This is a genomic window from Flavobacterium sp. HJSW_4 (assembly GCF_042436695.1).
In the GTDB taxonomy this organism is placed as follows: Bacteria; Bacteroidota; Bacteroidia; order Flavobacteriales; family Flavobacteriaceae; genus Flavobacterium.
The window spans coordinates 15,954-29,233 of sequence record NZ_JBHNPP010000021.1 but is presented as its reverse complement, the minus strand read 5'-3'; the positions used below and the strand labels follow the sequence as shown (position 1 = coordinate 29,233).

Below are 13,280 nucleotides of genomic sequence, written 5' to 3'. Positions count from 1 at the left end.
TTTTAATGATCTTCACTTTTTGAAGATACTTTCTCTTTATTCTTCAATTTAGTTGCAACACGGAATCTTGATTAAGCATCTGCGCATCAAAATTTTCATATTTCTGTTGGTTCTCATATCTAGATTTTTTAACGATTCAAAAAAAAGCCTTTCATGGTGCAATGAAAGGCTAAAAAAAAAAAAATAACTAACAAGTACTTTCTCTATTAACGCCATTTCAAAACGTGATTCATCATACAGCACATCGCAAAGCTGCATTTGAAAGACGTCATAATATTTCGGCTATAGTTTTCCATTGTTGAGACAAATCTACAAAAATATATTTATAAATTCTATAGAATTAGTCGAGTTTATTTTAAAGGAAAACATAATCACTTATTAAAACTACTGTAAACTAAAGGATTAAGCCTTAAAAAAATTTACTACAATTGCGATAAAACAATAAAAACAACTGCAACTAAAGCTAAAAACAAACCTAAAATATTGATTTTAGATAGTTTCTCTTTGAAGAAAAAAGCTCCAATCAGAGTTCCTAAAATAATTACGCCCATATTCATTCCGGCAAAAACCGTTGACGGATTTTCTGCAAATGCTTTATGCGCTTTTAAATAGAATAATATATTTCCGAAGTTGAAGATTCCAACCAATATTCCAAAAGGAATGCTTTTTAAAACAAAACTTTCTTTTGCTATAAATAGCTTGTAAGCCACTAATAGAACAGAAACTGCAAAAGCAATTAGGAAAACGAAAAATAAAGATGTTGTGTAAGGAACAACCGTATATAAGGCAATTTTCTTAAAAAGAATATCGACAACTCCAAAACCAAGTAAAACTGCAGCTGGATAAACCCATTTGTTTTCTGTATTGTCTGATGGCTTTTTTAAAATGAATAAAAGTGCTGCAAAACCAACTAACACTCCAATAACTTTATAGGTATTAAATCCTTCATTAAATAAAAGCCAAGCTGCCAAAATCGGAATAAACAATGATAATCTTTGTGCTGCATCGGTTTTTGCAATTCCCATATATTTTATCGAAAGTGCCAGAAAAAGAAATAATATTGGAAGTAAAATTCCAACAGAAGTGTAAATTTCTAAAGGTGCATTATTGTCTAAAGCGTTAAGATCTGGCGTAAAAGTAAAGTAACAAAGCGTAATCGCGGCAATGTAATTGAATGAAATAATCTGTGACGGATTAGCATTATATTTTCTAGAAATCTTGAATATAACACCCACAATAACACTGCAAAGAATACTTAATATAAGGAATAACATAAATTTATTTTTGGACTGTAAAAGTAACTATTGCAAAATAAAAAAGCCCAGCCGGTTTTAAAAAACCAGCTAGACCAGATTGTATATTCAGGCTTTTAGTAAAAAAATCCAATTTAATCTGTCTAAATCTGCGTGAAATAACTTTTACGCTTAGATTTTTCACGCAGATTTAGACAGATCAAAGCAGATTTTTATTGATTAAACCTTAATCCTATCTTTTTTAGAATTTACTAATGTAACTTCCGTAAATATCTCTAAACTGATTTCCTTTTGCAAAACGGTCTTTGCTCAGTTTTTTATATTCAACCAATCCCCAAAGAATGAATTCTTTCATAAAGTAAATATCTTCTTTTGCCAATTGAGGCTGATATTTTTTCAATAATTCGTCAAGCGGAGTTACTTCGTCTAAAATACTTTTGTATTCTTTGTCTGAAGCATCGTCCAATAATTCGAAACCGCTTTCCGCAAAAAACCATTCTACAACATCAGAATATGGCGTTTTTTCGTCTGGCTTTTCCAATTTTTCAATTTTAGGGAAATATTCTGGGAATAACGTTTTAATTGCAGAACCAATTAAAGTTTCTGCTACAACATCAGCTCCCTCCTGCTCTCCTTCGTAAACCAATTCTACTTTTCCTGTGATTGCTGGAATGATTCCAACAAAATCTGATAAGCGTAATGACGTTTTATCAACGCCAGAAATCAAAGCGCGACGTTCTGCTGTACTAATTAAGTTTTCGAATGCTGTAATACTCATTCTCGCACTTACACCACTTTTGTTGTCGATGTATTCGCTTTCACGAGCTTCAAAACTAATTTGTTCTAAAATATCTCTCGCTAAACTCGGAACATAAACAGCATCACTTTGGTTTTGATCTAATTTAGATTCTTGTTCTGTAATCGTTCTCGCAATCTCAATACTTTCAGGATAATGCGTCAAAATTTGCGAACCAATTCTATCTTTTAAAGGCGTTACAATACTTCCTCTATTGGTATAATCTTCTGGATTTGCCGTGAAAACAAACTGCATATCTAAAGGCATTCTCAATTTGAATCCTCTAATTTGAATATCGCCTTCTTGCAAAATATTAAATAAAGCAACTTGAATTCTAGCTTGTAAATCAGGTAATTCGTTAATTACAAAAATACAGCGATTCGCTCTCGGAATCATTCCGAAGTGAATTACACGATCGTCTGCATAAGATAATTTTAAATTTGCTGCTTTAATTGGGTCGACATCTCCAATTAAATCTGCAACGGTTACGTCTGGAGTTGCCAGTTTTTCGAAGAAACGTTCGCTTCTGTGCAACCATGAAATTGGAGTTTCGTCTCCTTTTTCAGCAATTAAATCCTTCGCAAAACGAGAAATTGGATTTAATGGATCATCATTAATTTCTGAACCTTCCACAAACGGAATATATTCGTCTAATAATTCCACCATTTTGCGCGCCAAACGAGTTTTCGCTTGTCCACGAAGTCCTAGCAAATTGATGTTATGGCGAGATAAAATCGCACGTTCTAATTCTGGAATTACTGTATTTTCAAATCCGTGAACTCCTTCAAAAACAGGTTTCCCCGATTTGATTTTCTCACGAAGATTATTACGCAATTCGTCTTTTATGCTTGTACTTTTATATCCAGCGGCTTTTAATTGACCTAAAGTCTTTATAGTATTTATTTCCATTGTATTGAAATGTAAATTTTTATTGTTTTTTTTTTTAGAAATGAGCACCGTGTTTAGAAACCTTTGTCCCTTTGTTCTCAGAGCCTTTCGACCTTATTTAATCCTTTTCTTCCTATTCGCCTCGTAATCCTCAAAAATCATTTCACCCAAACCTTTTAGTCCAGTATAAAATGCTTTTCCTTGATTTGCTTCTGTAAACTGATTCACAAAACGCTGTAAATACGGATCTCGAGCAATCATAAAAGTCGTAATCGGAATATGAAGTTTTCTGGCTTGTTGTGCTTGCGTGTAACATTTATCGACAATATATTCATCCAAACCATTACTATTCATATAATAAGAACCGTCACGTTCGCGAACGCAACTTGGTTTTCCATCGGTAATCATGAAGATCTGTTTGTTGGTATTTCGCTTTCTGCGAAGAATATCCATCGCTAACTGCAAACCAGCGACCGTATTCGTATGATAAGGTCCAACTTGCAAATAAGGTAAATCTTTGATCGGAATCGTCCAAGCATCATTTCCGAAAACTAAAATATCTAACGTATCTTTAGGGTATCTTGTTGTGATTAATTCTGCCAAAGCCATTGCTACTTTTTTAGCAGGAGTAATTCGGTCTTCGCCATACAAAATCATACTGTGGCTAATGTCGATCATCAGAACAGTACTCATTTGTGCTTTGTACTGCGCTTCTTCAACAACCAAATCATTTTCGGTTAACATAAAACTTTCAACACCGTTGTTAATTTGAGCATTTCGAAGACTTTCGGTTAACGAAATTCTTTCCAAACTATCACCAAAATTAAAATCACGGAATTCGCCAGTATGTTCATCGCCATTTCCAGCATGTTTTGTTTTATGATTTCCGCTTCCAGATCTTTTCAGATTTCCGAAAATCTGATCTAAAGCTTGTTGTCTAATTGCTCTTTCGGTCTTTGCAGTTATTCCAAAACCGTTACTTCCATCCCCTTTTACTTCATCTCTGATGTATCCTTTTTTCTTGAGATCTTCGATAAAATCGTCAATAGTATAATTTTCGTCGGTAAGTTTGTATTCGATATCCAGTTCCCGAAGCCAGTTGATTGCTTCATCAAAATCACCCGAAGTATGAGTGATCAACTCTTTAAAAATCGTAAAAAGTTTGTCAAACGGAGACTGAAAAGGAGCTTCGTAAGTCTTAAAATAAAAGCCTTTTTTAAATTCGTTTTTCATAAATCTAAAATTACATCTTTTTAGAATTATGAAAAACGAATCGTTTATTAATTTTTAGTTAAAATATTTAACCAAAAATCGGGACTAACAGTGTTAGATATAATAATTATTCAAACTTTCCGTCCAAATAATACCAAGCGCCATTTTCGAATTTAAAAGTAGAGAATTCGTAATGAACTTGCGGTTTATTATCTGAATCTAAAAAGTAAGCTTTGAATTCTACAGTATTTTCAGAAGAACTCAAAATCTCCAATTTCTGCCATTTATTAGAAATTGCCCATCTTAAAATTTCTGGTTCCGAATAATATTTTCGTTCAGAAATATAAGTTGTTTCCATTAGATAATCAGCATTATGAGTGGCGTACGCCGAATATCTCGATCGCATTAAAGTTAATGCTGAAGGCGCTTTTTGATTGTTGTTCAAATATAATCCGCAGCAATTTTCAAAAAGCAATCCCGTGTCGCAGAAGCATTTTTTACTCTCCATCAACTGGTTCTTCTCCATTAATTTTAACGTGAAGCTGATTCAATAAAACTTGATAACGAGTTATTTCGCGAACTTCTTCGTCTTCTTCAGCAAAATCAATCATTTCGTCTAATGTTTCACTTACTTCCAATAATTTATTGTTTGCTTCTCTGTCGTTTTTCGCGGCAATCAAATCAATGATTTCCTGCACGTTTGCTTTTAATTCTTCGAATTTACTATTCATTTTTTTGTTTGTTTTGTTTCAAGTTTCAGGTTTCAGGTTCGTTGCTTTAACTTGCAACTTTAAACTTGAAACCTGAAACAAATATTTTATTCTTCGTTTTTACTTTCGTTGAATTTCTTCATTATTTCTTTCAACTTTTCTTTGCGTGAAATTTCAGCTTGTTTGGCTTTCGCTTGAGCTTTATGCAATTTATCGTTGTGCTTTTTGATGTTCTTTTCGTTATTTCTTCCCATTACACCTCTCTTTTAATTTGTTCTAACGTTTTTTCTGTAAAAATCAATTCGTTGATGATTTCTTTTCGCAATTCATCAATATCATCATAATCGAAATATTTGGCCCAAGAAGTTAGTTGCTGCAAATTTCGAACTTGTTTTAATCTTTTTGTGGTTTCAAAACTCGTTCTTAAAATTGCTTTTCCGTCGTATTCTGGATTATTTTTATGTTCGTAATTCGCAAGATTGTTTTCGAAATCGGCTTTTATATAGTACAATTTTTCTTCGGCATTATCTGGGTAAAACTCATCCCATTTTGCAAAACCAATTTTAGTTTTCGATTCCGTTTCTGGATTTCGAGCAATTAAGCGCCATTTGCTATTCGCCAATCTTCCCCAATGATTTGAAACGCGATACATACCTTCTTCTGTATAATAATAGGTACTTCCTGCTTTACTTTCAAATTGCTTTTTTAATCCTTGAATTGAATCTGGAAGTACTTCATTAAAAGCACAAAACGTATTTTTAAAAGAATTGGGATGTGGTTTAAAATTTTTCTGCATGTGCAAATATACTCAGATTAGCGCGAACTCCCCAAACCAAACCTAAATTGCTTACCTTTGCTCCTTTAATTCAAAACAAAAAAATCATGTCTAAAGATTTAGAACAAAAAATGCCTCAAAAAGGAGTTTTTACTGGCATTATCGAAAAAGATGAAAATAATAATTATTTCTGTGGCGTATATCTTTTAGACTATAAAATGGTTCAAGCCAAATTTAAGGAAGGTGATTGGATTACAATAAAGTCTGTTATTGAAAACCCAAGCGACATGAGCTACAAACAGTATCCAAAAAAATCAAGAAACTTCGATAAAGCGAATCATAAACCTGAGTAATTTGTTTCAGGTTTCAGGTTTTTCTTGTTTCGAGTTGATTGTTGGGACGTTTGTTAACCGCAAAGGGCGCTAAGTTTTTTAAAATTAAGAATCTAAGCATGTCTAAATATTAAGTTCGCAAAGCTTTGTCGACACAGAGCTTTGCGAACTTTTCATTTTAATGACTCTCAAAAAAATCTTAGCGCCCTTTGCGCTCTTTGCGGTTAAAAAAACATCCAAGAATCTTAAGTTAACATTTTAATAAACCAACTTTCCTGAATATTTTTTGCATCAAAACTAAAAAGTTAAAAAAAAGTGTACCTTTGCAAAAAATTTGTCGATTTGAACTAAAACAAAACGATTTCAAACTAATAGACAAGTAGTTACCTTTTATTTATGAAAAAAATAGTTGAATACCGCAAGTTACTAAACGTAGAAAAAACTGCAGAGTTAAAAGATTTAAAGACAATTTATCGTAATGCGATGAAAGAATCTCATCCTGATAAATTTGTGGGAAATGAAGCTGGTTTAAAAGAAGCAGAAGAAAAAAGTAAAACGATTATCGAAGCTTACCACTTTTTAGTAAGTATTCATCCTGATACTATCAAATTAAATTTACCTGAGTATACAGAAACAATCTCAACTTGTTCTATTACAGATTATAAATTTGTGGAAGGTCGTTTAATTATTGATTTTTCTAACGGAAGTGTTTACGAATACATCAGTGTTCCAAAAGCAACTTACGTGAAAATGGTAAATGCAGATTCTCCAGCTAGATTCGCTAAAAGACATATCTTAAACTCTTTTACTTGGAGAAAGAAAACAAATCAAGAATAGTTTTATACTACTATATTTTACGAAAAAGCACTCTATCAAACGAGTGCTTTTTTTATGCTTAAAATTCAAATATTTCAACACAGATAGCTCAAATAAGTTTCCTATTAAGAGTTTTAAATCAAATCAAGCCAACAAACACGCTGATTTTAGGCGTTTTAAACCAAAAAAAACTATAACAAAATTTTAGGTTGCAAAATTCTGTATGTTTTATAATTTTAGATACTTTTGTTGCACAAATCAATTAACTAATTAATTTTTTATAATGAAAAAAATACTTTTTGTACTTACAGCTTCTGCAGCTATCATTTCTTGCAGTAAAGTTAAAGATGGAGAATACCTTATTACTGGTACTGCTACAGGGATTGAAAATGGAAAAACTATTATCTTACAAGGTCAGGACCCTGCTACAAGAATGCCACTTTCTCTTGATACAGTAAAAGTTGAAAACGGAAAATTTGAAATAAAAGGAAAAGTTACTGAGCCAGCTTTCCATACTTTAATATTACAAGGTGCTAACGGACCTATCCCATTTATCCTTGAAACAGGAGAAATTAAAATTGCTATTGATAAAGATAGTATCCACAAATCTAAAATTTCTGGAACTTACAACAATGATGAGTACGTTACTTTCATGGAAGATATGAACAAAACTCAAAAAAGTTTAATTGATTTCCAGAAAAAGAACAACGATAAAATGAAGCAAGCTCAACAAGCTCAAGATACAGCAACTATCAATGGCTTGATGAAACAATACATGGAAATCCAAAAAGAAGTTCAAGAAGGAAGCAAAAAGAAATATTTAGCTTACGCTGAAAATCACCCAAAATCTTTCCTTACAGTTTTAATTATTCAAAGTTTATTGAATGACCCAACTGCAGACATGAAAAAATTGGAAGGTCTTTACAATACTTTAGAAGAGCCTTTAAAAAGTACTGCTCCAGGAAAAGAAATCAAAACTAGATTTGGTCAAGCAAAAATGCCATCTGTTGGTGCAACAGCTCCAGCAGTAGGTAGCGCTAAATGAAGAGCTGATTTTTCAGCTCCTAATCCAGAAGGAAAAGTAGTTTCGCTTAAAGAAAGCTTAGGTAAAGCAACTATTGTAGATTTCTGGGCTTCATGGTGCGGACCATGCAGACAAGAAAATCCTCATGTTGTGGCTTTATACAAAGAGCTTCACTCAAAAGGATTAAACATTGTTGGGGTATCTTTAGACAAAGATGCAGCAAAATGGAAGGAAGCTATTGCAAAAGATGGTTTAACTTGGACTCATGTTTCTAACTTGAAATTTTGGGACGAGCCAATTGCAAGACAATATAATGTTGAATCTATTCCTGCAACTTTTCTTCTTGATGCGTCAGGAAAAGTGGTAGCACAAGATTTGAGAGGTGATGAATTGAAAGCAAAGATTCAAGAATTACTAGCTAAATAATCCCTCCTTTAAAACAAAAAAATCTCCCTTGTGGAGATTTTTTTGTTTTATGACATATCCGACTTAAAAATGAAATTTCACTCCTTAAAGAAATAAAAACTTGGCTAAAAAAAGATTTTACAAAGATTAATTAAGTTGAAGTAATGTTTCGAAATTTAGAAAAGCCAATTGCAAAACAATATCAGCTAAATATTTTCCATCAAATTTTATTTAATACACCAATAAAAGCAGTGCTTGACATCTTTATTCAATGCAAAATCCAAAGTAGAAACCATAAATTTACCATAAAACTATTCTTACTTTTTGAATTAAACCCAAAAAAACTTCAAATTAACATGTTTTTATTTAATTCAATTCCAGCGGATTAAAAAATAACTTTAAAATAACTTAAAATTAAGTCATTTTTTTGTTTGGAAATGTAGAAAGAGTTCCTATCTTTGCCACCGCTAAGAACAACAAAGCACAACAAGCTGAGATCGGGGAGATACTCAAGCGGCCAACGAGGGCAGACTGTAAATCTGCTGTGTGAACTTCGCAGGTTCGAATCCTGCTCTCCCCACGGAAAGGCCTAAAAGGCGGAAAACTTAAAGTTTTCATTCTTTTTAAAAAGCCACAAAAAATGTCTGAAGACCTGCAAATTCAAGGATTTGCAGGTTTTTTTCGTTTTAAGCCTATTTTCAATATTTATAAAAGCTCACAAAATTAAAGGTGCAGAATCGGTGCACTTTCAGGCGCAGAGAAAAGTGCACCAGAAACAGCAAAAACCCCTTATTTTACAGGGGTTAACGAGATTAACGACTTGATTTGGCAGTAATATTATTCTACATTTATTAATTTAAAAAGTAGGATTATGTTGGAAAGCAGTTTTGGTTTGGGATTCTTTTTAAAAAGACCCAAAATAGAAAGTAAAGAATGGATCGTATATTTCAGAATAACTGTTGACGGTATCCGCAAGGAAAGCTCAACAAAGAGAAAATGGGATAATACGCGATGGGATCAAAGGTTTGAAAGAGCAGTCGGCTCAAAGGAAGATGCAAAGTCAATAAACTTCTTTTTGGATTCTCTGACTTTAAAAATCAATGAAATCAAAACCGAAATGATGTACAGCGGCAAACTTATAACCGCTGAGAAAATTATGGACGAGGTTCTCGGCAGGACAGCGCCGAAGATTAAGGTACTGGAAGAATTTCAAAAACATAATGATGAAATGAAGGCGCTTCTTGGAAGAGGATATGCCAAAGGTACTCTCGACAGATTTACAATCACTAAAAACCATTTAACAGCATTTATCAGATTCAAACTTAAAAAAGAGGATGTTGAATTTGCAGATTTGAATCTCGAATTTGTTAAGGACTTTGAATTTTATCTTAGAACAGTACGCGACTGCAGCAACAACACTACCCTCAAATACATTGCAAATTTCAAAAAGATTGTGATCCGTGCAATTGATAAGGAATTAATCACTAAAGATCCTTTTAAGAACTTCAAAGGACGTAAAACAAAACTGGTAAAAAAACCGCTCACCACTCAGGAATTGCACGAACTAGAAAGGCATTATTTCACAACTGACAGGCTAAATGTCGTAAGGGATGTATTCGTTTTTCAGTGCTACACTGGCCTGGCTTACATCGATGCCTATCAATTGAAGAAAACAGATATAAAAGAAGGCATTGACGGCAATTTATGGATCATGTCCGAAAGACAGAAGACAAATTCTACCACTAATGTACCTCTTCTTCCCCAAGCATTGCAGATAGTTGAAAAATACAAAGAACACCCGCTCTGCATACAGCGTGGAACTGTACTTCCTGTATCATCGAATCAGAAAATGAATGAGTACCTGAAAGAGGTTGCAGTCTTGTGCGGGTTCCCTTTTACGTTAAATACCCACATAGCACGCCGCACTTTTGGAAGCACAGTCACACTCAACAACAATGTTCCTATAAACGTGGTTAAAGAACTGCTCGGCCATGCATCAGTAAAGCAGACTGAAGCTTATGCCATCACAGAGCAGAAAACAATTGGACGCGAAATGTCAATTCTCAATAAAAAGCTGAACAAAAACGCTTCCAAGATTTCAAAACCAGATTTAGCGGTTCTCGGAAGACTTGAAAAAGAAATCCAGGCAATTAAAAAGAAATACAACATAACTTTTTGAAACTTGCTTTCAGATGGTAATTAAAATCAAAGAGGCTATCTCAACAATTCTGAGATAGCCTCTTTTTATATAGTTTAACTACACTTTTATAACCTGGATGATAAGACGGGCTGTATTTAATATAACCTAAATCCTGCAGCTCTTTAAAATATTTGTGATAAGTGGGTATTGTATTTACATGCGCCATTTCCATTATCTTACTTCGGCTGACTTGTATCCTCCTACTCTGCCCCTGTCTGTAACCCAAGCCCAATATTGCCGTTAAAATTGACAAATGCCACACATTAAGCTTTGGATCAGCAATATAAACTGAAAGATATTTCATGATATTGCTTTCTTTTAATTTCTTAGTCTTTTTCATCACTAAAAAGTTTTTGAATATCTTCTCTGTTGTAATAATAGGATCCAAGCACTTTCTTGAAACGTACTTTTTGTGATGTTCTAAGAGTCTGCACAGATCCGGCAGAAATGTCGAGCATCCTGCGGACTGCCTTACTCTTCAGCCACTCAGGTTCCCTTACAATATTTTCTGCATTAAAAGCTTCCGCAACCGCATTACGGATTGTATCGGTCATTAAAAGTCCAAACTGCCTTAAATCATCTTTTGTTATAAATTCTTCCATAAAATACCAGCTTAAATCGTTACAAAAAAATAAATCAGATACTTAAAAAAGATCTTCCTGTTTCCAAAAAAATTGCGGCAAAGCTTATTCCAGATAAAAATAAACACTGCTTCTTTTATTCTTATTCTTTGTCGGGACATAAATAAGATAACCGTAATCATCTAATTCGCGCATGCATTTATGATAAGTTTTTGGAGATACGACCTTAGCGATATTCTGGATTTCAATACTGTATGCCTGTATTGGATTTATAAAATTCCTGCTTGCGCGAAATTCAAGCAGGGCCGCAAAAATTGCAATGTGAGTTGTGCTGATCCTGAAGTCATTTTCAATTGCCTGAAAAAATCCCGATAAAAGCTTAAGGTTTTCCATAACTGTACATGTGTTGGAAAAATCACATATGATGAGATTTTTTTGCGTTCTGAGTCTCAATATTCTGCCGCGGTTTCAGCGGGCTAATTTTACAGCCGTTTTTAATTTCCACCAAACTAAGTTTCTGCATCCTGTCGTTATAAAAATTCAAGGTTTTAAAGCGTGGATTTGCTTCCAAAAAAACTTTCATTTCTCTCCCCTGTATCATAAGAACAACTTCTTCCCTCCTGCCCTTTTTCAAAGAATCGGCCAGGGATTCGAATGTCTCATAGTCATCATTTTTAAGAGGAACAGTCCGTAAAGCATTGCTCACATTGTATCCATACGCATCTGGAAATTCATGCATCCGATAATTGTCATTAAGATCCCTGTCGTTGAAGTTAAACTGTTTCCAGGTTCCGCTTTTTAGAACTGCTCTTCCTGCAAGCATTTCGTATGCTTCTGCAGCGCTGAAGCTCTCAGGTTTTTCATTCTTAAAGTAATGTGTACAGCGGCTGGATGGCGACGAATCTGTATAAAGAATTGATCTGAATCCATCAAACTGGTAAGCCCCCTGCACATCTTTTACAAATTGCAGGCAATGTTCAAGCCGTTCATTTTCTGAGATGTGATAAGAAACGGGAACAGCAAAATTTAACTGCTGTTCCTTCATATGCTCCAACACTTTGCCATAAGCATCACGAAAACCGCTTTTTGTAAGCTGATCCTCTAAAGTCTTTTTGTTCAATTCCAGATCTCTAAGATAATGACGTTTATCTACACTTTCAAAAACAACAGCTTTAAGCGCTTCATTAAAAAACCGGTCAATGATATTGGGGTAGACCTGACGTCTCAAATTATTATACTCATGCTTAAGAAATCTCAAAGTTATCTTTTCGTCTACGGCTTTAGTCTTTTTATATTTAAAAAGAAGCATTTTAAAAAACTTGAGTTTTTCTAAGCCAAAAGAGCGTTCTATCGGAGGGCTGTTTTGAAATAAAAGCTTTAATTTTTCTTCCTTGGACATCCAGACTTTTATCTCGTTTTCTACTCTATTGTTTTCAGAAGACATAACACTTTTTTAATTATTTAAGCGCGTTAAACCGATCTGCCCGCTTTTTTTGAACGGGAATTACTTTTTTTTTCTTTCTGAGAAGTCTCATCGGCGCTGTCAGCCAGGTCTGCACTCTTTCCTTTGGACTGTGACTGTTTCTCGGTCTTGCTTTCTCGGTCATTTATTCTCTGCAGAGAAGAATCATAAACCTTAATAGTCTTAAACTGGGGATTAGCTTCCACAAACTGTTTTCTCTCCTCTCCTCCTACCACAAAAGTTACGGACTGCAGATTGCCTTTTTTCAGAGAGTTCATCAGATCTTCCTTGTACTGCGGTGTCAGCAGTTCTTTAATAGAATGCTTTTCCAGCGAAGCTTCCAGATCATATCCATAGTTCTGATGATAATGCTGCAATTTGAAATTTCCACGGTCGTCACTTTCTTTGAAGTCCATACGAATCCAGCAATTATAGGCTTCACCGTCCTTATTCTTTAAATCCTTATTGACCGATCTGCCCTCCATCAAATTATACGCCTCTTTGAGAGTGATGCTGGTATTATCATTATTAATATAAAAAGTCTGTTCCAATCCGGGCTTATTATCCTCTTTCTGGAGATTAACCTGATAGCTATTGAAAAAATACATATCGCTCTGGTCGGACTTTTTAAAATTCAGTTTAACGGTTACTGTATCTTTGTTAGGGACACCATTGTTCATAATACCGGTATGCATCAATTTAAAGTCCTTATCCCCCTTCTGAATATTCTCTCTTAATTCAGCATCAAAAGTTTCTCCGAATCCAGTATATTTTAACTGGTCTTTCAGATACTGTACATTTTTCTCGTTCATGATATTCACATTTA

At 34.0% G+C, this 13,280-nt stretch carries 16 protein-coding genes, 1 tRNA gene and 1 pseudogene; 6 read left to right on the top strand and 12 right to left on the bottom strand.

The annotated features are described in order from the left end of the window. Window positions 1-422: 422 nt before the first annotated feature. The 7 genes from ACE01P_RS17895 to ACE01P_RS17865 all read right to left on the bottom strand — a co-directional run bounded on the left by ACE01P_RS17895 (window position 423) and on the right by ACE01P_RS17865 (window position 5,655). Window positions 423-1,274, bottom strand: coding sequence for an EamA family transporter (locus tag ACE01P_RS17895; RefSeq protein ID WP_379700248.1), 852 nt, complete (start codon window positions 1,272-1,274; stop codon window positions 423-425). Window positions 1,275-1,494: 220 nt separating this feature from the next. Next, window positions 1,495-2,958, bottom strand: coding sequence for a magnesium chelatase (locus ACE01P_RS17890; protein ID WP_379700246.1), 1,464 nt, complete (start codon window positions 2,956-2,958; stop codon window positions 1,495-1,497). 93 nt (window positions 2,959-3,051) lie between these two features. Beyond that, window positions 3,052-4,170: a VWA domain-containing protein gene (locus tag ACE01P_RS17885; protein WP_379700244.1), complete on the bottom strand. Its 1,119-nt coding sequence runs from the start codon at window positions 4,168-4,170 to the stop codon at window positions 3,052-3,054. 106 nt (window positions 4,171-4,276) lie between these two features. Further along, a complete protein-coding gene (locus ACE01P_RS17880; protein WP_379700243.1) occupies window positions 4,277-4,675 on the bottom strand; it encodes a YchJ family protein in 399 nt (132 codons plus the stop codon). Next, window positions 4,647-4,880 carry a hypothetical protein gene (locus ACE01P_RS17875; RefSeq protein WP_095931642.1) on the bottom strand — a complete coding sequence of 78 codons (234 nt, stop codon included), beginning with the start codon at window positions 4,878-4,880 and terminating at the stop codon, window positions 4,647-4,649. The genes ACE01P_RS17880 and ACE01P_RS17875 overlap by 29 nt, the downstream gene beginning before the upstream one ends. Window positions 4,881-4,966: 86 nt before the next feature. Further along, window positions 4,967-5,113 carry a hypothetical protein gene (locus ACE01P_RS17870; protein WP_379700242.1) on the bottom strand — a complete coding sequence of 49 codons (147 nt, stop codon included), beginning with the start codon at window positions 5,111-5,113 and terminating at the stop codon, window positions 4,967-4,969. Continuing rightward, a complete protein-coding gene (locus ACE01P_RS17865) occupies window positions 5,113-5,655 on the bottom strand; it encodes a hypothetical protein (RefSeq protein WP_379700241.1) in 543 nt (180 codons plus the stop codon). Before ACE01P_RS17865 ends, ACE01P_RS17870 begins: the two co-directional genes overlap by 1 nt. A gap of 86 nt (window positions 5,656-5,741) precedes the next feature. On the opposite strand from ACE01P_RS17865, the gene ACE01P_RS17860 reads away from it, so the two are divergent. From ACE01P_RS17860 to ACE01P_RS17835, 6 genes and pseudogenes are all read left to right on the top strand, one after another. Further along, entirely contained in the window at window positions 5,742-5,987 is a 246-nt protein-coding gene (locus ACE01P_RS17860; protein WP_379700240.1) for a hypothetical protein, read from the top strand. Between the two features lie 375 nt (window positions 5,988-6,362). Further along, complete coding sequence (locus tag ACE01P_RS17855) at window positions 6,363-6,803, top strand: KTSC domain-containing protein (RefSeq protein WP_095931645.1); 441 nt, start codon at window positions 6,363-6,365, stop codon at window positions 6,801-6,803. 262 nt (window positions 6,804-7,065) lie between these two features. After that, the gene (locus ACE01P_RS17850; protein ID WP_379700239.1) at window positions 7,066-7,827 is read left to right on the top strand and encodes a DUF4369 domain-containing protein; all 762 of its coding nucleotides are present in this window, start codon (window positions 7,066-7,068) and stop codon (window positions 7,825-7,827) included. Between the two features lie 18 nt (window positions 7,828-7,845). Then, window positions 7,846-8,232 (top strand): annotated as a pseudogene (locus ACE01P_RS17845) (TlpA family protein disulfide reductase); the annotation flags it as partial. A gap of 478 nt (window positions 8,233-8,710) precedes the next feature. Continuing rightward, window positions 8,711-8,791, top strand: a tRNA-Tyr gene (locus ACE01P_RS17840). Between the two features lie 291 nt (window positions 8,792-9,082). Continuing rightward, a complete protein-coding gene (locus ACE01P_RS17835) occupies window positions 9,083-10,390 on the top strand; it encodes a site-specific integrase (RefSeq protein WP_379700238.1) in 1,308 nt (435 codons plus the stop codon). 40 nt (window positions 10,391-10,430) lie between these two features. On the opposite strand, the gene ACE01P_RS17830 is transcribed toward ACE01P_RS17835, so the two are convergent. From ACE01P_RS17830 to ACE01P_RS17810, 5 genes are all read right to left on the bottom strand, one after another. After that, window positions 10,431-10,751: a hypothetical protein gene (locus ACE01P_RS17830; RefSeq protein WP_379700237.1), complete on the bottom strand. Its 321-nt coding sequence runs from the start codon at window positions 10,749-10,751 to the stop codon at window positions 10,431-10,433. Further along, entirely contained in the window at window positions 10,738-11,013 is a 276-nt protein-coding gene (locus ACE01P_RS17825) for a DNA-binding protein (protein ID WP_379700236.1), read from the bottom strand. Before ACE01P_RS17825 ends, ACE01P_RS17830 begins: the two co-directional genes overlap by 14 nt. 84 nt (window positions 11,014-11,097) lie before the next feature. After that, window positions 11,098-11,385 (bottom strand): hypothetical protein, encoded by a 288-nt coding sequence (locus ACE01P_RS17820; RefSeq protein WP_379700235.1) that lies wholly within the window; start codon window positions 11,383-11,385, stop codon window positions 11,098-11,100. A 22-nt stretch (window positions 11,386-11,407) separates the two neighbouring features. Beyond that, window positions 11,408-12,436, bottom strand: coding sequence for a hypothetical protein (locus ACE01P_RS17815; RefSeq protein WP_379700234.1), 1,029 nt, complete (start codon window positions 12,434-12,436; stop codon window positions 11,408-11,410). 26 nt (window positions 12,437-12,462) lie between these two features. Continuing rightward, window positions 12,463-13,266: a hypothetical protein gene (locus ACE01P_RS17810; protein WP_379700233.1), complete on the bottom strand. Its 804-nt coding sequence runs from the start codon at window positions 13,264-13,266 to the stop codon at window positions 12,463-12,465. Window positions 13,267-13,280 lie beyond the last annotated feature (14 nt).

Coding starts and splice junctions, on each gene's coding strand:
- ACE01P_RS17830 (WP_379700237.1), bottom strand. CDS start 10,751: ATGAAAAAGACTAAGAAATTAAAAGAAAGCAATATCATGAAATATCTT.
- ACE01P_RS17820 (WP_379700235.1), bottom strand. CDS start 11,385: ATGGAAAACCTTAAGCTTTTATCGGGATTTTTTCAGGCAATTGAAAAT.
- ACE01P_RS17865 (WP_379700241.1), bottom strand. CDS start 5,655: ATGCAGAAAAATTTTAAACCACATCCCAATTCTTTTAAAAATACGTTT.
- ACE01P_RS17810 (WP_379700233.1), bottom strand. CDS start 13,266: ATGAACGAGAAAAATGTACAGTATCTGAAAGACCAGTTAAAATATACT.
- ACE01P_RS17815 (WP_379700234.1), bottom strand. CDS start 12,436: ATGTCTTCTGAAAACAATAGAGTAGAAAACGAGATAAAAGTCTGGATG.
- ACE01P_RS17825 (WP_379700236.1), bottom strand. CDS start 11,013: ATGGAAGAATTTATAACAAAAGATGATTTAAGGCAGTTTGGACTTTTA.
- ACE01P_RS17895 (WP_379700248.1), bottom strand. CDS start 1,274: ATGTTATTCCTTATATTAAGTATTCTTTGCAGTGTTATTGTGGGTGTT.
- ACE01P_RS17890 (WP_379700246.1), bottom strand. CDS start 2,958: ATGGAAATAAATACTATAAAGACTTTAGGTCAATTAAAAGCCGCTGGA.
- ACE01P_RS17860 (WP_379700240.1), top strand. CDS start 5,742: ATGTCTAAAGATTTAGAACAAAAAATGCCTCAAAAAGGAGTTTTTACT.
- ACE01P_RS17850 (WP_379700239.1), top strand. CDS start 7,066: ATGAAAAAAATACTTTTTGTACTTACAGCTTCTGCAGCTATCATTTCT.
- ACE01P_RS17880 (WP_379700243.1), bottom strand. CDS start 4,675: ATGGAGAAGAACCAGTTGATGGAGAGTAAAAAATGCTTCTGCGACACG.
- ACE01P_RS17835 (WP_379700238.1), top strand. CDS start 9,083: ATGTTGGAAAGCAGTTTTGGTTTGGGATTCTTTTTAAAAAGACCCAAA.
- ACE01P_RS17875 (WP_095931642.1), bottom strand. CDS start 4,880: ATGAATAGTAAATTCGAAGAATTAAAAGCAAACGTGCAGGAAATCATT.
- ACE01P_RS17885 (WP_379700244.1), bottom strand. CDS start 4,170: ATGAAAAACGAATTTAAAAAAGGCTTTTATTTTAAGACTTACGAAGCT.
- ACE01P_RS17855 (WP_095931645.1), top strand. CDS start 6,363: ATGAAAAAAATAGTTGAATACCGCAAGTTACTAAACGTAGAAAAAACT.
- ACE01P_RS17870 (WP_379700242.1), bottom strand. CDS start 5,113: ATGGGAAGAAATAACGAAAAGAACATCAAAAAGCACAACGATAAATTG.